Below are 21466 nucleotides of genomic sequence, written 5' to 3' on the forward strand. Positions count from 1 at the left end.
TTGAAGTTCTTAAAACAAGTCAGTGATTATGCAAAAGGGACAGTAGAAGCAGCCAAGTATATTGGTCAAGGTTTGTCGGTGACGTTTGACCATATGCAACGCCGTCCCATTACTGTGCAATATCCCTATGAAAAGCTGATTCCTTCGGAACGGTATCGGGGACGCATTCACTTTGAGTTCGATAAGTGTATTGCCTGTGAAGTTTGTGTTCGGGTTTGTCCGATTAATCTTCCGGTGGTCGATTGGGAGATGAATAAGGAGTCGAAGAAAAAACAACTGAAGCACTACAGTATTGATTTCGGAGTCTGTATTTTTTGCGCCAATTGCATTGAATATTGTCCGACCAATTGTTTGTCAGCGACGGAAGAGTATGAGCTGGCGGCCTACGATCGCCACGAGTTGAACTATGATAATGTAGCCCTGGGCCGCATTCCCTATAAAGTCACCAATGACCCCATGGTTCAACCGATGCGTGAATTTGCTTATCTGCCCAAGGGAGTCATTGACCCTCATACCGTATCCCACACGGAGCGACGGGCTGGACTACGGCCAGAGGAAATTCTGGAACAATCGGAAACACGAAATAAGGATTAAAGAACGTGAATTTAGCTGAAGGGGTTCAATTGGTATCATTTGGGCTGTTGGCGATTATGGCGATCGCCGCCGCCCTCGGCGTAGTCTTACTGAAGAATATTGTCCACTCTGCCTTTTTGTTGGCAGGAGTGTTGATCTGTATGGCTGGGCTGTATCTATTGCTGAATGCTGGGTTTGTGGCGGCGGCTCAAACCCTGATCTATGTGGGGGCAATTAATGTCCTCATCCTGTTTGCTATCATGTTGGTGAATAAACAGGAAGACTATCAACCCCTGGTGCGGGGTTGGATTCGCAAGGGTGCAACGGCTGCCGTTTGTGGGGGCTTATTTGCTCTCTTAGGGACAATGGTTGTACAAACCCCCTGGCAACTCTCCCAAGAGGCGATCGCCGGAGATAGTGCCACAACCCTGATTGGGTTGCATTTCTTTAGTGATTTTCTCCTGCCTTTTGAGTTGGCATCCATCCTCCTATTAATGGCTTTGGTGGGGGCAATTATTCTCGCCCGTCGGGAAGAAATTCCTGAGCAACGTCCCCAAGGCAAAGGTATTTCCGATATTTTACAATTACCAGAACGACCCAGAGAATTGGTCTCATCTGGTGACAAAAAAGAATCCTAAAAGCTCTAGAGCTGGTTGATTACATTGGGAGAAAAAGGAAAGACGATGGTTTTACAACTCGAATATTTTTTGCTCATTGCCGCCGCCCTATTTTGTATCGGCATTTATGGCTTGATTACCAGCCGAAATGCGGTGCGAGTTCTGATGTCCATTGAGTTATTGCTCAATGCAGTGAACTTAAATCTGATGGCCTTTTCTAACTTTTTAGATCCGCAAGGCATTCGCGGCCAAGTGTTTACAGTGTTTGTGATTACTGTAGCAGCCGCCGAAGCTGCTGTGGGCTTGGCGATCGTGCTATCCATTTACCGTAACCGCAATACGGTGGATATGGAGCAGTTTAACTTACTCAAATGGTAAGGGAAATTCAAGGGGTTGGGTGAACCAGCCCCTTAGTTATTAAGTAATGAGTAATGAGTAATGAGTAAACATCATTTTTAATTTTTAATTTTTAATTTTTAATTGAATTGTGGAACTTAAACAGGTCATTATTTCCCATAAAGCCGGAGATGCAGAGAGTCGTAAATGGGCCGAGCGGTGTGCAAAAGAGTTAGATGCTCTCGGTTGTCGGGTACTTATGGGGCCATCGGGAGCGAAGGATAATCCTTATCCGGTATTTTTGGCTTCAGCGCCTGAACCCATCGATCTGGCGGTAGTTTTGGGGGGGGATGGCTCTGCTCTGGCGGCCGCTCGACAGTTGGCGGCCGAAGGTATCCCAATATTGGCGGTCAATATTGGCGGACATTTAGGGTTTTTAACGGAGTCTGCGGATAATTTTTATGACACGCAACGGGTTTGGGAGCGGTTGCAAGGCGATCGCTATGCGGTGCAGCGTAGAATGATGCTAGAAGCAGCAGTTTATGAAAGCAATTTGCGGTTTGTACCTCCCGTGAGCGATCGCTTTTTGGCCTTGAATGAAATCTGTATTAAACCTGCTTCCCATGACCGTATGATTACCTCCCATCTAGAAATTGAGATTGATGGGGAAGTCGTCGATCAATATCAAGGGGATGGTTTATTGGTCTCAACGCCCACCGGTTCGACTTGTTACAATCTCTCGGCCAATGGCCCTATTATTCATGAGGGAATGGAAGCGATGACGGTTACTCCTATTTGTCCCTTAAGTTTATCGAGTCGTCCCATTGTTATTCCTTCTGGTTGTATCGTCAGGGTCTGGCCCCTCGCAGACTACGATTTAAGTACCAAACTCTGGACAGATGGGGTGATGGGTACGGCGATTTGGCCGGGTCATCGGGTAGATGTGCGGATGGCCGATTATCAAGCCAAGTTTATTATCCTAGAAGAAAATCACTCTTACTATCGCACCCTCCGTAATAAGCTTCAATGGGCGGGGACAAGAATTGAGTTTAATAATAATCACCGCAAAAATTAAACACGAACCTGTGATGAGAACAAGAGAGGGTAACTTTTATGGGATTTTGGACTCAATTCACCAATAGTCTTCTGAACCTATTTTTGCGCCCGAATTGTCCGATGTGCGATCGCCCCACGGAAGGAGAAGTGCTATGTTCCGCTTGTAGTCGCTCCTTGCGCCAATTGCAGTTTTGCCCCTCCCATCGCCAGCTCTACACTTGTCACTCCCCGTCAACTCCCGTCTGGGTTTGGGGAAAATATCAAGGACAGCTCAAACGGGCGATCGCCAGCTTAAAATATGACAATCATCCCGAAATTGCCCAACCCCTAGGTCAATGGTTAGGAGAAGCTTGGAGAGCCACCACAATCTCTCACCGAGTTTCGCCCCTTGTCATTCCCATTCCCCTACATCCAGAAAAACTCAAACAACGAGGATTTAACCAAGCAGAACGCCTAGCCGCCAGTTTTTGCCAGGTTACGAGTTTACCCTTATCTGCAAACGGCCTCATTCGGTCTCGTCAAACCGAAGCCCAATTTGGCAAAAGTGCCGATCAACGCCATGCTAATCTTAAAAATGCCTTTACCGTGAACACAGCTCAGATTTCCCGTTATCGTTCCTCCCCTGTGCTATTGTTAGACGATATCTACACCACAGGGGCAACCGTACAGTCTGCCACCCAAGCCTTACGTCATCAGGGGATATCGGTTCATGGTGTAGTGGCGATCGCCACAACGGGTGTAGCGCAAGCTCCCAGTTAATCCTTCCTATTTTCTTCATTATCAAATGCAACTATGCCTCCTTCCCCAGAACACCCCACTCTCTTAAGGGTTCTCATCGTTGAAGACGACCCCATGATGCAGCTTGGCTTAGAACAAACCTTAACCGAATTTCCCCACTTGGAAATTATCGGCCAAGCCGAAGATGGTTATCTAGGAGTCCAAGCCGCCAAACAGCTCAAACCCGATTTAATCGTCATGGATATTGGTCTACCTCGCTTAGATGGCATTGCCGCTACCCAACAAATTAAAGCGGAACTCCCCAACACGCGGGTCGTCATGCTCACCTCCCACACCACCGAAAATGAAATCATTGCCGCCCTCTCCAGTGGTGCAGATGCCTATTGTATTAAAGGGGCTAATGTAGACCGACTGTTAGCCGCCATTGCCGCAGCCCAGGAAGGGGCAACCTATCTCGATCCCCAAATTGCCCGTCAAGTCATTAGTCATCTCAAGCCGCCCACACCCCAAGGCAATATTGCCAATTTATCCGAACGGGAATCCGAAGTGCTGAAATTAATGGTAGAAGGCTATAGCAACCCCCAGATCGCCCAACAGCTCTATCTCAGCCCCAATACCGTTAAAACCCATGTACGGGGCATTATGAATAAGTTAGCGGTCGATGACCGGGTACAAGTCGCCGTCAAAGCTTTAAGAGAAGGGCTGGTGTAGTGATGCCTGTGCCCTATACCCTTCTCCTTGTCAAAGGAGTGAAGTCTAAGCCTGTCGATTTTTCTCGGTTAACCCTAAACCAGCTACTTCCATCAGGAGAGCTGTACCGGGTAATCCAGGGGGGATACTTTTAAGCGCCAGCAGCCCAGAAGCCACACAGCCACCACCGAGCAAAAATAGGGCAGCACCGCCGGTGACTAATCCTTGGGCAACTTTGGTTTGGAGTTCAGGTTTCATACGGTTCTTTAAGTTTTTTATGTGCTTTAGGGAATTTTGAGGCTTGTAATGTTAAGCAATAATAAGTCTTTTTGAGGATTTTGTCATCTCATTACCGCCTGAGAGTCAGACCGATCTCATAGAAACTTTACCCTCTGGGACTCTCGCCCTCCGGTATCGGTCACTTTAATAAAGATTAAATTTTGTTATAACTTTAATGAGAAATTCTCAAGTTGATTGAATTTTCACCGAGATCAAACGGATTACCGGTCTAAAGTTAGATACCCTTGTAAAAGATAGTTCTTAGACCTGGTACTAAAGCTAATCTTGATTCTAAACGACTTGCAACTAGCTACAGCCATGAGCATTCAGCCTCCGAATTCCCATCCATCTTCTTTAACGTCTGACAAAAGTTCACCGAACCTGGACAGAGTTGAGCAACGAACCAGTCAACTGGAGCAAGCTTTAGAGTTTGAGGCTATGCTCAAGCGGATTACGGATAAAGTCCGAGATAGTTTAGATGAAACCCAAATTTGGCAAACTGCGGTGCGGGAATTGACGTTAGTGTTGGGGATTAAAGGGTGTAATGCCTCTTTGTATGATTTAGAGAAGGGAACCTCGACGATTTGCTCGGAATATGCGGCTACTATTCCGGCGATTCATGGACGGGTGGCGAAGTTAGCTAAGTTTCCTGAATTGTATCAACAGTTGCTGCGAGGACAGTATTTTCAGTTTTGCTCTTTGTTGCCGAATCCAGAACGGGGGCGATCGGCGATGTTAGCTTGTCCAATTTTTGACAATCAAGGGGTACTGGGGGACTTGTGGTTGGTTCACTCTGCGGAGTATGAGTTTAGCGATCTAGAAATTCGATTGGTGCAACAGGTGGCGAATCAATGTGGGATCGCCGTCCGCCAAGCGCGTCTGTTTCAATCTTCACAAGCTCAGGTGAAGGAATTGGAAAAACTGAATAATCTCAAGGATGATTTTCTCAGTACCGTTTCCCATGAGCTACGCACCCCGGTGTCTAATATGAAAATGGCCATTCGGATGCTCAATATTTCCTTAGAGCGATATTTGGCTCCTGAATTGAATCCGCCACCGGAGACTCCTAACCCCCAACGGGAAGCCTTAGAGAAAAAAGTGACCCATTACTTGCAAATTTTAGGAGCTGAATGCGAACGGGAAATTAATCTGATTAATGATTTGCTCGATCTACAACGGTTGGAAAATCAGGAAGCTCCCAATGAACTAGATCGGATTAACTTAGGGAGTTTTATGGAAAAAATTCTACCCTCATTCCGCGATCGCGCCCACAGTCGTCAACAGAATCTTGCCGTTGAAATTGCTGATGAGATTCCGGAGTTTCTCTCAGAAACCTTTAGTTTAGAGCGAGTGATTGCCGAACTGCTCAATAATGCTTGTAAATATACCCCTCCAGAGGAATCGATCCGATTGAAGGCTTGGTTACAGGAACCTCCTGAATTTTTACCCACCAATCCCGATCGAATGGCGATCGCTCGTCCTAAACTGTGGATTGAGGTCAAAAATACAGGTATAGAAATTTCTGAGTCTGAACTCGATCGGATTTTTGATAAGTTTTATCGTATTCCCAGCGCCGATCCTTGGAAGCAAGGGGGCACAGGTTTAGGACTGGCTTTAGTGAAAAAATTGAGCGAGCGTTTAGGGGGAAAAATTCAAGTCACCAGTGAGAGTAAATTTGTTTGTTTTACGGTGGTTTTGCCGATTCAGGTGGTTGTGTAGCACTTGGGTAGGATATTTTTGATCTCCAATTAAAAATCCAGGGAGCAAGATGCTCCCACTCCGGTAATATCAAGGGATTAGAGGAGTGCGGGCATCTTGCCCGCTAGTCATACAGCGCAAAGCGCTGTATCGGTGGACAGTAGGAAAAGATCCCCCTAAATCCCCCTTAAAAAGGGGGGAATAGGAAAGTCCCCCTTTTTAAGGGGGATTTTCCGCAAGCGGACATGAAAGGGGGATCAAGATGTCCGACATAAAGCGCGAAAACTGCTGTATCAAGTCCGATTGTTCATGTCCGCGAAGCGGAAATACCATGATTAAAAACTTAGGGAGCAAGATGCTCCCACTCCAGTAATATCAAGGGATTGGAGGAGTGCGGGCATCTTGCCCGCTTCTTAACAAATTTTCATGTCCGCTTGCGGAAACCGGACTTGATATCATAGCAGAGGAAACTGCTGTATCCCTAAAAACAACTGCCTCCTCTATAAACAGAAGGAGGCAGTTATTTTCGAGCTTATCCTGTAGCCAGGGCTATTCTAGCTCACCCTTTTGGGCAATATGGTAACTATGACTACGGGGATCGCACTTAAATAAGGAACATTCAAAAACTTGATTCTAGGGGTAAGAGGAGACGGGAAGGAGAAGTGCCGCCAGATTGAAGGGAGAAGCTGATAACCTGGGCATCGATTAGACGGGTTTGACCAGGGTTTTGGCCTGTACCAGGATTGACGGGATAGGCGGGGAAACAAGCGCCACTTAAACTTAACCGCAGACTACTGCCAACCGGTAGTTGTATACAAACTGATTGCAGGCGAATTTGTTGATAGTTCTGGGGTTCTGTTACACAGAGATAACCTTGAGTAAAGTTATAAACTCGACCATCGGGTTGAACTTGGGAGAGGATGGCGCAGAGGTCAAAGCTGTGGGTAGAGGCTTGTACATAGACTTCAACGATCGCCTCTCCTAAGATACACATGGCTTCCGTTAAGGGTTCGCTGGTATAGGTTACGGTATCGGTGCGGCACTCTAGCAGGGAGCGATCGCACGCTCCAAAGGGACTATAGACATGGCCACCCAAAGCCGGAAAGGGTCGCCAGGGGTCATGAACCCAGCGATCGACACTAGGATTAGGAGGCGGATTTTCAATTAAAAATCCTTCCTTATCGCTCATATTCGCCAGTCCCGTACTAGAGAGATAAAAGGATTTATGGGGATGTTTGGGCCACTTAGAGAGCGATCGCCATCGGTTACTTCCCATCTCAAACACGGAAATGGGGGGCATATCCAACCGTCCCGTATCTTGACCTTTGAGAAATTGATTAAACCAATTCACTTGAATCAGATCCACCGGACTGGCTGCGGCTGCACCATAATCCAATTCTCCCACCTTACGCCCCCAAGGGAGATGGGCCCAGGGGCCAACGATCAGATGTTGAGGATAGCTACTGCGTCCGGCCAGCTCATGATACCAGCGCAATGTGCCTCGCAAATAGGGATCGAACCAGCCGCCAATATGGAGCATAGGCAGATCGACTGCATCTAGTTTTGGCGATAAGTCTTGCCAATAGTCATCGGGTTCGGCATGTTCTAGCCAGCGATAATAAAAGGCATCGGGGCAATATTTTCGTAGGGTTTCATCTAAGCGCGGTTCTCGGCCGTGGATAGGAAGATTTCGGGAGGCACTGTAGAGAATTTGGTGGGCGATCACATCATTTTTTAATCGTGCGGTTTCAGCCGCTAATTGCAGGGCCCAACTTAAATTACCCGCTAAACAAAAGGCTCCCCCTTCATAGGCCCAATCTGCATATAAATCATAGGCAATCATGGCGGGACAAATGGTTTTTAAGGCTTTCGGTTTCCCGGAAGCGGCATATAATTGGGTCATTCCCTGATAGGAAAACCCATACATTCCCAGCTCTCCCGTACTTCCGGGGAGTTGGGCCGCCCAATTGATCGTATCAAGGCCATCTTCGAGTTCATGGGTAAACAGGTGAAATTCTCCTTGGGAGGTTCCCCGACCCCGTACATCTTGAATGACGACAATATAGCCATGGGCTGCATACCATTGGGGGTGAGCATAGACGACCGTTGAGGCAATTTCCCGACCATAGGGTTGCCGCATCAGCAACACCGGATAGGGGCCGTCTCCTTCGGGTTGATAAATATCAGCATCGAGTCTGACTCCATCACGGGTAATCAAGGATGCAGTTTGTTTGGGACGCAGAGTTAACATAATTGCCTGGAAATTCTAGGACTGGGGAATACCATTACTAATAGCGTGCCTAAGCATCCCACGGGAGAGGGATTGAGGGAGAGGGCATTTCCTGTTGCACAACTCATTTAGACTAGCTATAACTGTGAATATTACTGGAGTAAATGCATCTGGCTCCCTAAATTTTAAATTATGGTGTTTTCCCTTCTGAGTCCTCTTCCTAGCGCATCACGCTATACAATATACGATTAGCGCCTGTAGAGTAGAGGGGAGTGTTAACTACTGTGAGTATGATTGAAAATCAACAGCTTGAGGAAGGAATGAGCGATCGCATCCTAACATCGTTTCTGCAAGCAATGCTTCCCTCATGCGACTCCTTCAATAACACCATCTCTGACAACGATGAGATGTTTCTCATGGCTCTAGAGAACACAGACGGCGATCGCACCCAAGCCGCTATCCGCTATCATGGCAATGGACTCCGCATCTTCCAAGCCATCCAACAAATTATCAGCCATCACTTCGGCAGTTGGGATCAGCTCTCCACCTTCCTCGACTTTGCCGGAGGATATGGACGCTTTACCCGCTTCCTGACTCAAGTTCTCCCTGCCGAACAAATTTGGATCTCCGATATCTATCCAGAAGCCGTACACTTTCAAATCGAACAATTCCAAGTTCAGGGTATTCCCTCCACCCTCACCCCCACAGAATATCAAATCGATCAAAGCTTTGACTGTATTCTTGCCAGTTCCTTCTTTAGCCACATTCCCGAAAGTACCTTTATCCCTTGGCTCAAAACCCTCTACCAGCATCTGAATGACGGGGGATTACTGATTTTTAGCACCCATGACATTACTCTAGCGGCTAACCCCTTCACCCTCTCAGCTTCTGGAATTCACTTTATCCCCCAAAGTGAAAGTCGTACCCTAGATCCCTCGGTGTATGGTACAACCTATGTTAGTGAAGAATTTATTCAACATGCCCTCAATCAAATTTTAGGGCCCAGTGCCACCTATCACCGTATCCCCAAAGGACTCGCCGACCATCAGGATCTGTATATTATTAGTAAAAATAGTAGCCCAGACTGGTCAAGCTTTACGTTTATCTATCCTCCCCAAGGCTCTCTGGAGAGTACAGAACTGACTTCTTCTGGAGATTGGGAATTTAAAGGGAAAGTCTGGAGTCTGAACCCAGGAAACGCCGCGAAATCGATTGAATTGTGGGTGAATAATCGGATCATTCATCGCGGTGTTCCCCGTAGTGAAGGCTCTTGGGTGTGTCATCTCAACCATACTCAAGTCGAGCGCTCTGATGTGGTGATGATTAAAGCGATAGGTACGAATGGAGAGTTACAACGGATGCTGGTTTGCCAAACTTTGGAAAAATTGGCGAGTTTAGAGTCGGGACACTCATCGGGTAAAGGGTTGGCTGAAGGGATCTTTATTCTGGGGGGAATGCACCGCTCTGGCACTTCTCTTACTGCGTCGTTGCTGAATAATTTGGGGGTTCATTTGGGCGATCGCCTCGTAGCCACTAAAATAGGTAACGATCGCGGTCATTTTGAAGATCTAGACTTCGTAGAATTCCACCAAAATGTTCTCCGCTCCCAAGGCCTAGAAATCGACGGACTCAGCCTAGAATCAGAAATTATGGTCGCCTCACGCTACCATCAAAGCGCCAAACTGCTGCTGAAAGAGAAAACCGAGCGCTCGCTCTGGGGATGGAAAGATCCCCGGACTACCCTATTTCTCAAGTTTTGGTCTGAGTTACTCCCCTCAGCCTATTTCCTCTTAGTCTATCGCTCTCCCTGGGAAGTGGTAGACTCCCTCTATCGTCGCGGTTCTGATGAAGTCGTGGCTGCTTATCCAGAAAAAGCGGTAGAACTCTGGATGCATTACAACCGGCAGATGCTCGAATTTGCCCAAACCTATCCAGATCGCTGTTTAGTTGCTAATCTTGATGCTATTGTTGATCATCCCCAGGCTTGGATACAAGCTATTGAGGAAAAATGGCAGCTCTCTTTGGGTGAACCGGATTCATCCTTGATTGAAACTGAACTGCTCAGACGGGATGTTTCCCAAACGGATAAACCCGCCTTAATTCAGGCATTTTTCCCAGAAGCGATAACCCTTTATCAGGAGCTGGAAACCCTAGCGGGTTCTTTGGCAAGTGTAGACTCAACTGTACCTGCTCATCTCGATCTAGAGGTAGAGTTGGAGAAAATTGCATCTTTAAGTCCCCAAGATTGGGCGTTTCGCAGTTGGCAGGAAGTGGGAAGTGCGGCAAAATATCAGAAACTGCTGAAACTGAAACAGAAGGAACTGGATCGACAAGCTCAAGAGTTGCGAAGGATGCGATCGCAGTATGAAGAATCAGAATACCAAAAATCTCTGATTCAGAAGAAGATGCAGGAAAATAAAGCGCTCTTACAACAGGCTGAAGACTATAAACATATGGCCAATCAACTGCGATCGCAACTTGAACAAGCCAATTATCACCTGGAACAAACCCAAAAAGAACTGAATCAATCCCACGCGGAAGCGGTACAAATTAATCAGCAATTGATTAATACTAACGCTGAACTCCAACATACCCATAACCTTTCAGCCGACATTCAAGCTCAACTCAATGCTCAACTCCAGGACTTAAATAGTCAACTCCATCACCGTAACCTGGAATTGGCAGCGATTAAAGCCAATAAAACTTGGCGTTTGCGGATGAAATGGGTACAACTGAAGAAAAATCTCGGTTTGATTAAGGAGTAAGGAAAGGCAAAGCTAGTAGTGCGAGCGTCTCGCTCGCTGTCTATCTCTAGCAAGCAAGATGTTCTTTGCCTATCTAGTAGTGCGAGCGTCTCGCTCGCTGTCTATCTCTAGCAAGCAAGATGTTCTTTGCCTATCTAGTAATGCGAGCGTCTCGCTCGCTGTCTATCTCTAGCGAGCAAGATGCTCTCTTTGCCTATCTCTAGCGAGCAAGATGCTCTCTTTGCCTATCTCTAGCGAGCAAGATGCTCTTTGCCTATTTAGTAATGCGAGCGTCTCGCTCGCTGTCTATCTCTAGCGAGCAAGATGCTCTCTTTGCCTATCTCTAGCGAGCAAGATGCTCTCTTTGCCTATCTCTAGCGAGCAAGATGCTCTCTTTGCCTATCTCTAGCGAGCAAGATGCTCGCACTCCTTTAAATTGATACTCAAGAGATTACCCGGACATGATTATGACTCTAACTCCCAACCCCCGACTCCTGACTTCTCAGCGTATAGTGCTATATCTAGCTCCTTGGATTATTGGCTGGGGAGGGTTATGGATGTTGCCCGTTGCCGCCGATTCTGTAAACTCTGAAGAGCTGGATACATTCCATCAGCAGGCACTAGAGTTACTGAATCAGGGCGATAAACTCGCAGCTTTTCAACTTTGGCAACGGGAATTAGAGTTACGCCAAGGGTTGGGAAAAATTGAGGAAATTCAAGCCTTGTCGAGAGTGGGAGAAATTGCTTGGTCAGAAGGGGAGTCGGCGATGATTCGAGCCATTATCGCTCGCTTAGACGAAATTCAAGGGGAAGTTGAGGAGGGAGATAGTGAAACTTTACGGGAATTGGGAATAGCTTATCAGCAGTTGCGATCGCCCCAATCTGCCCTAGTAGTCTATCAAAAACTGTTGGATCTGGCCATTGAGGAGTCTGATGAGGAGGAACAAGCAGCGCTACTGATGCAAATTGCCCAAACTCAGCTCAACTGGTTTGACTATCCCCAAGCCATTTCAGGCTATGAAGCGGTGTTGAAGTTTGCCCAACAGCAGGAGGATGCTCTGACTCAAATTCAGGCTTATCAACAGTTGGCTTATAGTTACGAGCAGATGGAGGACTGGGAAGGGGCGATCGAAACTCGATTGAATCTGATTAACCTGTATAATCAGTCAGGGCAAGTTAGTGAAATTTCCAAGGAGCAAATGGCGATCGCCAAACACTACCAAACCCTAGGAAACCTCAAAACCAGTGCCCAACTCTATGAGCAAGCCTACCTGAGTGCCTTTCAACAACAACAGCTCGCCCATGCTGCTCAAGCCTTACAATCCCTTGCTCAACTCTATCAACAACAAAAGCAATTTCCCCAAGCCCTAGCCGTTTATCGGTCTCTTCTCGGCACTCAAGCCCAAGCCTATGATGCCTATGGTATGATGAATACCTATGAACAAATTGCCCAGATCCATAAAGATTTGAACCAACCCAATCAAGCCTTATCAGCCCTAGAACAAGGACTAAAATTAGCCCAGCATCTCAACTTAAAAACCGATTATTTCTCCCATCTGATTCAAACTCTTCAAAACCCATAATTTCGATTCCGGTTAAGCACTACGGTTAATTGAAACAACCTTTAAATTCGCCCGGCCGCTCAATTCCGAGTCTAATCCATATCGAACCCGAATTTGATAACAGGGAAGAACTTCTACAATTTTCTCTTCACCCACCGATTGATAATGAATGCGTAATTGAGCCATTTCTGGTACTTCAAATGCCAATCTTTCTTCTGGACAAACTAGCCGCTCAAAGTACCAATCCTCCACATTATCAATCGTTAAAATTTGTACTTGTTGACTTTCATTTTTGTAGTAACACAGCATCCAGTTTTTTTGGTCAAAGGTTTGGGGATATAACATGATTAATGTCTCCTAAATGAAAAAGTGATGAAGCGATGTAAACAAGGATGAATTTATGCACCCATAGCCAACATTTTTTGGTTTTTATACCTGAGCCATTCTTCAATAAATGGGGAAGTCATAGGACGATGACTGTCTAATGGTCGCATGAAACTAACTGGCATTTCTTGATGACAATGACTACAGTACCAATACATTCCTGTAGAGCTAATATGTCTGAGTAATGGATAAGAGCAACAAGGACAATTTACTTCTAACATCAGGTCTCCTCCTGTGGAGTTTAGTCAACTAAAGCAAAGGATTAAACATAGGTGGGTTGATCCAGCAAATAAGTCTGAATATTTTGTCGCAATTGGTCAATATTGACCGGCTTAAACAAATAATTATCTACTGTATAAAGAGATTTACGATGTTCAATAATATGAGCCGGGTGAATTACCGCAATCAAGGGAATGTGAGGACGTTCAAAACTGCCATTAACCTGTTGTGAAAATTCATATCCATGTAATTCGGGAAGTTCAAAGTCCACGAAAATCATATTGGGGGATAGATGATCGCATAACTGTAATGCTAAGGAAGGCTCAGTGGTAGAAATAAAATTAAATGTTGCAAAAGAGCGAATCTCATTGAGCAACTCCCGCAGTTCTCCAGTCTGTTCAATCAATAGTATCTTTGGATACATGACTATTCTCCTAGATAGACAAGCGAGTTGAGGCAAACCAGGCTGTCGTCCGAGGATCTCGATAATCCCAATCAGATTTGGATACAGAAGATCGATCCTGGAGATCGACATAAGGCATTAAGCAGCCTGAATGGTCTAAGATCCACTGATGGGTATTTCGATCAATCTGAGCGAGTTGATCGACAGCATCTTGAAGAACTCCTTCGATTTGGCTTGGTGTAGGCAAAACCATCAAGAAATCAGTCAGCGAATGGATGAGAGCGGGATCTTGAGTTTTGAGAACATCGATCGCCAGGTTAATATAGTCGATGTCCGTCCATAGTCCGTCAACAGATGGTGAAACCTGCATACTTTGCCCTGCTGCACCGCTCACTTTACTATCCCCAGTTGTAGGACTCCCAGATGTATAGCCCATAACTGTTTGACCCCTGAATTAATCTTTGCCCCCAAACTATAAAAAACAAATGTGAGGATTTTGTGATTCTGTTTGTCTAGGGAATAAAAGTTAACAATTCTTTATATATAGCCCTAGAGTTCTGACCAATGGAGCAGTGAACACATTTGTTGCACTAACCCCATCGCATCAAAGGGTTTAGTAATCACCCCAGTCACCCCTAGATCTTCAATAAACTGCTGTTTTTCACTATTTTTGGCCTTAGCCGTCAGGAGAATGGTGGGAATCTTCTGAGTTAAAGGATTGGCTTGTAGTGCTTGGTAAGTTGCCTTACCATCCATGCCTGGCATCATCATATCTAAAAGAATGGCATCCGGCTGTTCAATCGCTGCCACCTCTATCCCCTCTTGCCCTGATGAAGTAGGGATCACATCCCATCCAGCCGCCGCTTCTAGGGAAATCTGAATAATTTCCCGCACGCCATCATCATCATCAATCACTAAAATTCGTTTGCTTGCCATAATTTACCCTTCTCCTGGGCTATCAATGGGTAGGGAAAAAGAAAACCGACTCCCTTGGTTTAACTGACTTTCTACCCAAATCCTGCCCCCATGTTGTTCGACGATACTGCGGCAGATGGCTAGACCTAAACCCGTGCCTCCCTTGCGACGGGAGTCGGAGGCATCCACTTGATGGAAGCGCTCAAAAATGGACTCTAATTTATCTTCTGGAATACCCCGGCCACGATCTTCAATGCTAAAGGTGAGATGGGAAGCAGAACTCACCCTGACCATTAACTTTACGGGATCTCCAGGATCGGAAAACTTAATCGCATTACTTAACAAATTGGTCAGCACTTGTAACATACGGTCTATATCCGCATAAAACTCTACGCCTGAAGTCTGTTCCGAGACCACAAGGGTTACTCCGGCGCGGCTGGCCATCACCTGCATTTGCTCTACTGCAAGAAGCAATAATTCGTTGACGGCGATCGCCTGTTTTTGTAAACGGATTTTACCGGACTCTAGGCGCTCTAATTCCAGAATATCATTGACTAATCGCACTAAACGTTCCGCACTATCAGCCGCAATATCGATTACATGCTTTCCTTTGGGCGAACTGGGATTGACCAAGCCACTCGATAATAAATTTAAGCCTCCATGAATGGAAGTTAAAGGGGTGCGAAGTTCATGGCTGACTACAGAAATAAACTCATCTTTCATCCGCTCAATGGCGTAGCGTTCTGTAATATCTTCACCAATACTCATTGTACCGATCGCCTCACCCTGGGCATTCTGTAACTGAGTGCTATTCCAGGCAATCATTTTCTCTTCTCCCGACTGGGTAAGTAAGGTTTGTTGATAATGGGGATTGCCTTCAGGAGTCAGAAGCGCTTGCAGGATACGACGGACTTTGGTGTAAGCATGGGCGGGAATGAGAGTATCAAACCAGTTTTTACCGATGATTTCGGAGGCTTGATAACCGGTTAACTCCAGAAAAAAGGGATTGACATATTCGATGGTTCCCTGACAATCTAGCCCTACGACTAACAACCGTACATTTTCCAATAGTGTCCGCCACCGGCGCTCGGCTTCCTCTAAAATAGCCTTACTTTGTTTTTGATCGGTAATATCCTGCATCACCACCATACCGGCAAAGATCTGGCCCTGCTCATTTTTCAAGGGATTGGCGCGATAGTGATAAATTCGTTCTTGGTAAGTAATTTCTGTGGTGACAGTCTGGCCTACTAAGGCAGCATGATAGATAAACTCTGTACTTTCGAGCAGCTCAGGGGGGAGAACCTGGGCAATGAGTTGCCCTTCTAGGTTTTCTGCCTCAAGTCCCATGGCGGCTAATCCTACACCATCGGCAATGGTATAGCGAAATTGGCGATCGAAGAGGAAAACGGCCCCTTGGGGAAAGTTCTGGACAAGGGTGCGATATTGTTGATGGGAATTTCGCAATTGGGCTTCTGTTTGTTGTCTTTGTTCGAGTTCAACTCTCAGCCGTAGATTGGCTGAAGCGAGTTCAGTGGTTCTTTGAGCGACTCGGACTTCTAGATGTTCGTTGGTGCGTCTGAGGAGTTCTTCTGTTTCTTTGCGGGTGGTAATATCTTTGGCAATTCCTGCCCGTCGATAGATTTGGCCGTTAGCATCGACAATGGGAAATCCTCGATCCCAAATCCAGCGAATTGAGCCATTGGGTTGTTCGATCCGATATTCGAGATCGAAGGTATGAGAGGATTGGAGAGCAGTGATTATTCTGGGGCGATCGCTCGGATGTATGGCTTCTACAAAAGACTGGGGGCGCTGATACAAGCTCTCTTGAGTGCGTCCCCAAATTTTTTCATAGGCAGGACTGACATAGAGGACTTCTTGTTGATTGCCGCTCGTCATCCAGAAGACATCATCGATATTTTCGGCCAATTGGCGAAATTTTTCTTCGCTTTCTGCATGGGCATGATGGGTTTTCAGGGCAATAATCCCATAGGTGACATCTTCACTCAATTCAGATAAAAGTTGAATTTCAGAGGCATCAAAGGCATCGGCTTGACTGGAGTAGAGGTTAAGGACGGCAAATACACCTTGGTCAGTCTTTAGGGGGAGAGCGATGGAGGAGCGATAACCCCGTTGTTCGGCTTCTTGTCGCCAAGGGGTATAGAGGGGGTTGGTGAGGATGTTTTGGAAGGCACAGGGCCCCGCAGTGCGAACTGCGGTTCCTGTGGGGCCTCGGCCCAGTTGGGTATCGGCCCAAGTAAGCTGGATCTGGTCGAGATAACCGCGATCGTACCCGGCTTTGGCGATGGGGGTGATGCTTTTCTGGGGGTCTTGTTGGACATAGCCGATCCAAGCGAGGCGATATCCACCCACGTTCACCAGGATCTCGCAGATGCGATGGAGGAGGTCGGTTTCCGTGGTGGAAAGGAGGATGATGTTTCGCATGGCTGAGGCGATCGCCTGGTTACAGTTGCTGAGGGTATGCAGGGCGCGGTTGAGGCGATGAAGTTCGGCTTCATGGAGGATGCGATCGCTGATATCGGTGTAGTGTTCGATGCGTCCACCGGCGTATAAACCGGATTGGATGGGTTGGCTCAGGTGTTCTAACCATCGTTCTGGATGGGTTTCATGGGCGAGGATATGGCATTCAAAGTTTTCGATATAGGTGTTATTGTCGTAGGTGGCCAGGACGGTATCATGAAACCGTTGGGGGTTGGCGAACAGGTATTGAATGCGATCGCGAATCAGGTCTCGTTTATCCCGACCGATAATCTCTTCTCGCTTGATGCCAAAAAACTTTTCTAGGGTTTCATTGACCCACACGACCTTAAATTCGCCGTCGAGAATGAAAATACCAACGGCAGATTTATCGAGTACATCATTGGTGAGGGAACTATAGCGGGCTTCACTTTCTCTCAGGGCTGCTTCTGCTTGTTTGCGATCGCTAATATCCGTGTGCGAACCCACCATTCTTAGCACATTCCCCCCTTCATCCCAGAGCGCTTGTCCCCGGTCTAAAATCCATTTATAAGTTCCATCTTTGCACTGTAATCGATGCTCATTCATATAGAATGGAGTTTCTTGATTAAAATGCTTCCGAATGGCTCGCACAGCCCAGGGTAAATCATCCGGATGGACTCGTTTCGTCCATTCATCTAGGTTATCAGCAATTTCCCGATCGCCATAGCCTAGCATTTCTTTCCATCTTGGGGAAAAAAAGACTTCATTGGTTTGTACATTCCAATCCCATATTCCATCATGATTGCCTTGAATAGCCAGTTGCCAACGTTCTTCACTCTGCCGAAGCGACTCTTCCACTTGCTTGCGATCGCTAATGTCAATCACTTGCGAAATTAGATGTAAAGGATGTCCCTTATCATCATAAATTAAGGAGACTTTCAAAAGAGTATAAACAATTTCTTTGTCTTTATTGATCAATCTTTTTTCTAAGGTGTAATCATTAATGGTACGATCGATAAGTTGACGACAAAAATCTTGCTCAACATGCAGATCGTCAGGATGAACAAAGTAACGACTCGGTAATTGCTTAAACTCAGCAAAACTATATCCTAAAAGATGCAAATAGGCTTCATTGACTTGGACAACTGTACCATCTAAATTATTTAAAATCATCCCAATAGGCGACTGTTCAAATGTGATCCGAAAATGGGCTTCACTTTCGCGCAGAGCCGTTTCTGCCTTGTGGCGATCGCTCACATCCTGTACCAAAGAAAGAATCGATAACACATTCCCTTCTTCATCCCGCAGAACAGAGTGATACCATTCACAATAAATAACTGTTCCTTCTTTAGTCAAATTCCGATAGCTAGAAATTTGTCGATCCTGACTGCCATCAATCAGGTTAAAAACAGATTGCTTAAACTCTTCGAGATCTGGTGCAAAAACAAAGGAAAATTGAGACCAATGTTGACCTTGTACCTCCGCAAAACTCCAGCCTAAAATATGCTCGGCTTGCCTAGACCATTGACTTACCCGAAATTCTTGATTCCACTCAATAACGGCTAGGGGAGAATTTTCAAAATGGAACGTCAGTTTTTGGGCAACCAGACGTAATTTTTCCAGAATAGCAGATTGGGTAATCGCAATTCCGGCTTGATTACTTAACTGCTCAATTAAATCAATTTCCCAAGATTGCCATTTGCGGGGATGGGCACATTGGTGAAGAATAATAAATCCCCAGAGTTGATCTTGACTAATAATCGGAATGACCAAATTGGCTTGAACTTGAAAATATTCTAAAAAATCTCGATAACAAGAATCTTGATTGAGGCTTTCAATTTGGTTTAATTGACCAATACGGCCTTGAAGATATTGGGAGGTATAGGATTGCAAGCAGGGGTCATAAATTTTCTGTCCCAATAAAGACAGCCATCCCGGAGCAACGGATTCTTGAATCACCAGAGCCGAGCCATCGGTTTGCAGTTGTAAAATTAAAGTACGGTCAGTGTGGAGTAATTTACAAAGTTCAGTGGTGGTTGCTTCTAAGATGTCGGCTAAATCTAAAGACTGGCGAATTTTGAGCGTGATTTCTGCTAGAAGGGAAGGAAGACTCGCCGGTGCAGAGAGGAAAGTCTGGGGACAAGAAACCCACAGAATCGTATTTTCAGCGTAAGGGTAAATTTGTGCTTGAAAAGAGCGCGTCAGTTGGTTGCTATGGGTTAATTGATATTCAAAGGATTGGGAAGTTTGAGTGAAGATCGCCTCCTGCATCAGGCGAAACACACAATCTCTGGATAATTCTTGTATGGTTAGTTCTATCCAATGACTCTGTATATTCGTAGGAATTACCTTAATCTCGTGGCGATCGAGATCGATGATGAGCATGAGGTGTTCCATAACAGCCAAAGCCTTATGAATTTCCCGATCAGTAGCCAATTGAGTCTTAAACCGCTCTGAGCATGGGTTGCGGTTTGTCTCTTCTATAGAATTGCATCGATAATTTGAAAACACCATATCCGATCGCCTGATAAGGATTATCTCTGTTTGGTTCCATGAACCAGAATCCCTTTATTCTATCTCTGCTCACTCCTAAATTAGTCCCTAGGTAAATAGCGCTGAACTAAAGAAGGTTGCTTCGATCGACGCTCCAAACGGTTGAGAATGCGGGCGATTAACTCCGGTTCTACGATCGGTTTTTGGATATAATCATCAGCTCCAGCCAAAAAAACTTGCTGAATGGTTTGGGAATCTCGATGACTCGATAGAAACAACACCGGAAGCGCCATCCATTGGGGATCGTTTCGTAGCACTTGACATAGTTCAATACCCGTGACTTCAGGCATTTCAATATCCAGGAGGACTAAATCCGGTTGGGTGTCTTGCAGAGTTTGCCAAAACTCTTGGGGATGGTTGAGCAGGGTGATTTGAAACCCCCAAGGTTTGAGGATTTGTTGCAAATAAGCTAAAAGTTGGGCATCATCATCCACAATCAGCAGTTGGGGAGATTGGGTTCGATCTCCCCTTAAAAAGGGACGCAAGGAGGCGATCGCTTCTTGAGCTGAAATGGGTTTTTGGACAAACCCTTGTCCTCCCGCTCTAGCCACCGCTACCCGGTCATTTAAGGTATTTTGTTCTGCTAAAACCACCACTGGTATGGGGGGTTCAACACTACTGAGGAGCGAAATCCATTCTAAAACTTGTGTTTGAGCTGTTTTAGGTAAGGATAACTCTATGAGGATGAGATCGGGTGGCTGCTGTTCTACTTGCTCTTTTCCCCCGGATAAAGTAGAGACCACAACCGGCTTAAGATGAGCGCGAATCGCTTGCTCTTTCAAGGATTCAGCCAAAATGGGATCGGGTTCTATAATCAGAATTTGAGGTAAAGTAATAGGTTCTGGGGCAAGCAAAGCAGGTTTAGAAGTCGTATTCTGGGTTAGACCTTGATGCAATTCCTTCATGTGAGGCGCTACAGTTTCTAGCAGTGTTGCTTGATCTGAAGCGGTTTTCAGGGTGTTCTCAATTTGCCGTGCCACTTCTGAAAGATGATTGAGACCAAAACTACCCAGGGAACCCGCCAGGGTATGCGCTTCTCGAATCGCATCCTGGAGGCAATCGGGATTCAGTAAACCCGTAGGTAGATCATCTAGGGTGGTTTGGATCGATTTTAGGCGATCGGCATATTGATGCTGATACCGTTCCCAAATCGGCAAAAACGCAGGCGGAATATCCGAATTTTGGGTTTCAGGAAGCTCTTGAGCTAAAGCCTTAAGACGATACCCTAAACCATAGACGGTCTCAATTAAATCATTATCACTACCCGCTTTTTTCAGTTTTTGGCGCAAGCTTTTGATGTGGGTGCGTACCGCATTTTCGGAAGGTGGGTCATCAAAAGACCATAAATGATCCAGAATGGCACTTTGGCTAAAAATACGTTGAGGATGACGTAGAAACAGCTCTAGCAGCTCATATTCTTTAGCCGTCAGTTTCAACAGGTTTCGATCGTAAGTCACTTCACATTTACTCGGATCGAGATGCAACTTTCCCCAGCTTAGAGTCGGCAGTCGCGTATCATTACCCCGACGCAAAAGGGCGCGAATGCGGGCCAAAAGTTCTGGTAAATCAAAGGGTTTGGTTAGGTAATCATCCGCTCCTGCATCTAACCCGATAACCTTTTGGGTACTAGAGTCTTCCGCCGTCATTAGCAGAATTGGAGTGCGATCGCCCTTTTTTCGTCGCTTCTGACAAAACTCAATCCCATTGAGTTCCGGCAATCCCACATCCAGTAAAATTAAATCATAGATAATCCCTTCCGCCAGTTGCCAACCCAAATGGCCATCAAAAGCCACATCTACTAAGTAATGGTGCATTGTCAGTTCATTTTTTAACAGTTCAGCCAAGGCCTCATCATCTTCAACCAATAAAATTTTCATCACCCACTCTTCTCTGCGATCGTCTATTATGGCTGTTGTAACGTGGGAGACGTTTCTTGGCAATAGGCAGAGATACAAAAATCACCGTTTCATTGGGAATTAAAGATTAAATTTTGCCCAACTTGAACCCACAGA

At 46.0% G+C, this 21466-nt stretch carries 17 protein-coding genes; 9 read left to right on the forward strand and 8 right to left on the reverse strand.

Annotated elements, in window-relative coordinates:
* The 6 genes from ndhI to PMG71_RS06250 all read left to right on the forward strand — a co-directional run bounded on the left by ndhI (nucleotide 1) and on the right by PMG71_RS06250 (nucleotide 4031).
* On the forward strand, nucleotides 1-594 hold the full coding sequence (gene ndhI, locus PMG71_RS06225) for an NAD(P)H-quinone oxidoreductase subunit I (RefSeq protein WP_283752827.1): 594 nt from the start codon (nucleotides 1-3) through the stop codon (nucleotides 592-594).
* Nucleotides 595-599: 5 nt separating this feature from the next.
* Entirely contained in the window at nucleotides 600-1211 is a 612-nt protein-coding gene (locus PMG71_RS06230) for an NADH-quinone oxidoreductase subunit J (protein ID WP_283752791.1), read from the forward strand.
* 45 nt (nucleotides 1212-1256) lie between these two features.
* Nucleotides 1257-1568, forward strand: coding sequence for an NADH-quinone oxidoreductase subunit NuoK (gene nuoK, locus PMG71_RS06235; RefSeq protein WP_271936106.1), 312 nt, complete (start codon nucleotides 1257-1259; stop codon nucleotides 1566-1568).
* A 109-nt stretch (nucleotides 1569-1677) separates the two neighbouring features.
* On the forward strand, nucleotides 1678-2601 hold the full coding sequence (locus PMG71_RS06240; RefSeq protein WP_283752792.1) for an NAD(+) kinase: 924 nt from the start codon (nucleotides 1678-1680) through the stop codon (nucleotides 2599-2601).
* Between the two features lie 38 nt (nucleotides 2602-2639).
* Entirely contained in the window at nucleotides 2640-3341 is a 702-nt protein-coding gene (locus tag PMG71_RS06245; protein ID WP_283752793.1) for a ComF family protein, read from the forward strand.
* 33 nt (nucleotides 3342-3374) lie between these two features.
* Nucleotides 3375-4031, forward strand: a complete 657-nt coding sequence (locus tag PMG71_RS06250) for a response regulator (RefSeq protein WP_283752794.1) — start codon at nucleotides 3375-3377, stop codon at nucleotides 4029-4031.
* Nucleotides 4032-4076: 45 nt separating this feature from the next.
* Here the strand turns inward: PMG71_RS06250 and PMG71_RS06255 are convergent, their stop codons facing one another.
* Nucleotides 4077-4268: a hypothetical protein gene (locus PMG71_RS06255; protein ID WP_283752795.1), complete on the reverse strand. Its 192-nt coding sequence runs from the start codon at nucleotides 4266-4268 to the stop codon at nucleotides 4077-4079.
* 339 nt (nucleotides 4269-4607) lie between these two features.
* Here PMG71_RS06255 and PMG71_RS06260 point away from each other — a divergent pair, with 339 nt between their 5' ends.
* On the forward strand, nucleotides 4608-6008 hold the full coding sequence (locus PMG71_RS06260; RefSeq protein ID WP_283752796.1) for a GAF domain-containing sensor histidine kinase: 1401 nt from the start codon (nucleotides 4608-4610) through the stop codon (nucleotides 6006-6008).
* Nucleotides 6009-6606: 598 nt separating this feature from the next.
* On the opposite strand, the gene PMG71_RS06265 is transcribed toward PMG71_RS06260, so the two are convergent.
* A complete protein-coding gene (locus tag PMG71_RS06265) occupies nucleotides 6607-8238 on the reverse strand; it encodes a CocE/NonD family hydrolase (protein WP_283752797.1) in 1632 nt (543 codons plus the stop codon).
* A gap of 269 nt (nucleotides 8239-8507) precedes the next feature.
* On the opposite strand from PMG71_RS06265, the gene PMG71_RS06270 reads away from it, so the two are divergent.
* Together PMG71_RS06270 and PMG71_RS06275 are read left to right on the forward strand one after the other, a co-directional pair.
* A complete protein-coding gene (locus PMG71_RS06270; RefSeq protein ID WP_283752828.1) occupies nucleotides 8508-10982 on the forward strand; it encodes a methyltransferase domain-containing protein in 2475 nt (824 codons plus the stop codon).
* A gap of 446 nt (nucleotides 10983-11428) precedes the next feature.
* Complete coding sequence (locus PMG71_RS06275; protein ID WP_283752798.1) at nucleotides 11429-12544, forward strand: tetratricopeptide repeat protein; 1116 nt, start codon at nucleotides 11429-11431, stop codon at nucleotides 12542-12544.
* A 12-nt stretch (nucleotides 12545-12556) separates the two neighbouring features.
* Here the strand turns inward: PMG71_RS06275 and PMG71_RS06280 are convergent, their stop codons facing one another.
* The 6 genes from PMG71_RS06280 to PMG71_RS06305 all read right to left on the reverse strand — a co-directional run bounded on the left by PMG71_RS06280 (nucleotide 12557) and on the right by PMG71_RS06305 (nucleotide 21331).
* Nucleotides 12557-12868, reverse strand: a complete 312-nt coding sequence (locus PMG71_RS06280; protein WP_283752799.1) for a DUF1830 domain-containing protein — start codon at nucleotides 12866-12868, stop codon at nucleotides 12557-12559.
* A 301-nt stretch (nucleotides 12869-13169) separates the two neighbouring features.
* Nucleotides 13170-13550, reverse strand: coding sequence for a response regulator (locus PMG71_RS06285; RefSeq protein ID WP_283752800.1), 381 nt, complete (start codon nucleotides 13548-13550; stop codon nucleotides 13170-13172).
* 10 nt (nucleotides 13551-13560) lie between these two features.
* A complete protein-coding gene (locus tag PMG71_RS06290) occupies nucleotides 13561-13965 on the reverse strand; it encodes a hypothetical protein (RefSeq protein ID WP_283752801.1) in 405 nt (134 codons plus the stop codon).
* A 113-nt stretch (nucleotides 13966-14078) separates the two neighbouring features.
* Nucleotides 14079-14465 (reverse strand): response regulator, encoded by a 387-nt coding sequence (locus PMG71_RS06295; protein ID WP_283752802.1) that lies wholly within the window; start codon nucleotides 14463-14465, stop codon nucleotides 14079-14081.
* A 3-nt stretch (nucleotides 14466-14468) separates the two neighbouring features.
* Nucleotides 14469-19415 (reverse strand): PAS domain S-box protein, encoded by a 4947-nt coding sequence (locus PMG71_RS06300; RefSeq protein ID WP_283752803.1) that lies wholly within the window; start codon nucleotides 19413-19415, stop codon nucleotides 14469-14471.
* A gap of 80 nt (nucleotides 19416-19495) precedes the next feature.
* Complete coding sequence (locus tag PMG71_RS06305; protein ID WP_283752804.1) at nucleotides 19496-21331, reverse strand: response regulator; 1836 nt, start codon at nucleotides 21329-21331, stop codon at nucleotides 19496-19498.
* Nucleotides 21332-21466: the final 135 nt, after the last annotated feature.

This window comes from Roseofilum acuticapitatum BLCC-M154 (genome assembly GCF_030068475.1).
Classification (GTDB): Bacteria; Cyanobacteriota; Cyanobacteriia; order Cyanobacteriales; family Desertifilaceae; genus Roseofilum; species Roseofilum acuticapitatum.

Coding starts and splice junctions, on each gene's coding strand:
- PMG71_RS06290 (WP_283752801.1), bottom strand. CDS start 13,965: ATGGGCTATACATCTGGGAGTCCTACAACTGGGGATAGTAAAGTGAGC.
- PMG71_RS06295 (WP_283752802.1), bottom strand. CDS start 14,465: ATGGCAAGCAAACGAATTTTAGTGATTGATGATGATGATGGCGTGCGG.
- PMG71_RS06275 (WP_283752798.1), top strand. CDS start 11,429: ATGACTCTAACTCCCAACCCCCGACTCCTGACTTCTCAGCGTATAGTG.
- PMG71_RS06265 (WP_283752797.1), bottom strand. CDS start 8,238: ATGTTAACTCTGCGTCCCAAACAAACTGCATCCTTGATTACCCGTGAT.
- PMG71_RS06305 (WP_283752804.1), bottom strand. CDS start 21,331: ATGAAAATTTTATTGGTTGAAGATGATGAGGCCTTGGCTGAACTGTTA.
- nuoK (WP_271936106.1), top strand. CDS start 1,257: ATGGTTTTACAACTCGAATATTTTTTGCTCATTGCCGCCGCCCTATTT.
- PMG71_RS06245 (WP_283752793.1), top strand. CDS start 2,640: ATGGGATTTTGGACTCAATTCACCAATAGTCTTCTGAACCTATTTTTG.
- PMG71_RS06270 (WP_283752828.1), top strand. CDS start 8,508: ATGATTGAAAATCAACAGCTTGAGGAAGGAATGAGCGATCGCATCCTA.
- PMG71_RS06280 (WP_283752799.1), bottom strand. CDS start 12,868: ATGTTATATCCCCAAACCTTTGACCAAAAAAACTGGATGCTGTGTTAC.
- PMG71_RS06260 (WP_283752796.1), top strand. CDS start 4,608: ATGAGCATTCAGCCTCCGAATTCCCATCCATCTTCTTTAACGTCTGAC.
- PMG71_RS06300 (WP_283752803.1), bottom strand. CDS start 19,415: ATGGTGTTTTCAAATTATCGATGCAATTCTATAGAAGAGACAAACCGC.
- PMG71_RS06285 (WP_283752800.1), bottom strand. CDS start 13,550: ATGTATCCAAAGATACTATTGATTGAACAGACTGGAGAACTGCGGGAG.
- PMG71_RS06250 (WP_283752794.1), top strand. CDS start 3,375: ATGCCTCCTTCCCCAGAACACCCCACTCTCTTAAGGGTTCTCATCGTT.
- PMG71_RS06255 (WP_283752795.1), bottom strand. CDS start 4,268: ATGAAACCTGAACTCCAAACCAAAGTTGCCCAAGGATTAGTCACCGGC.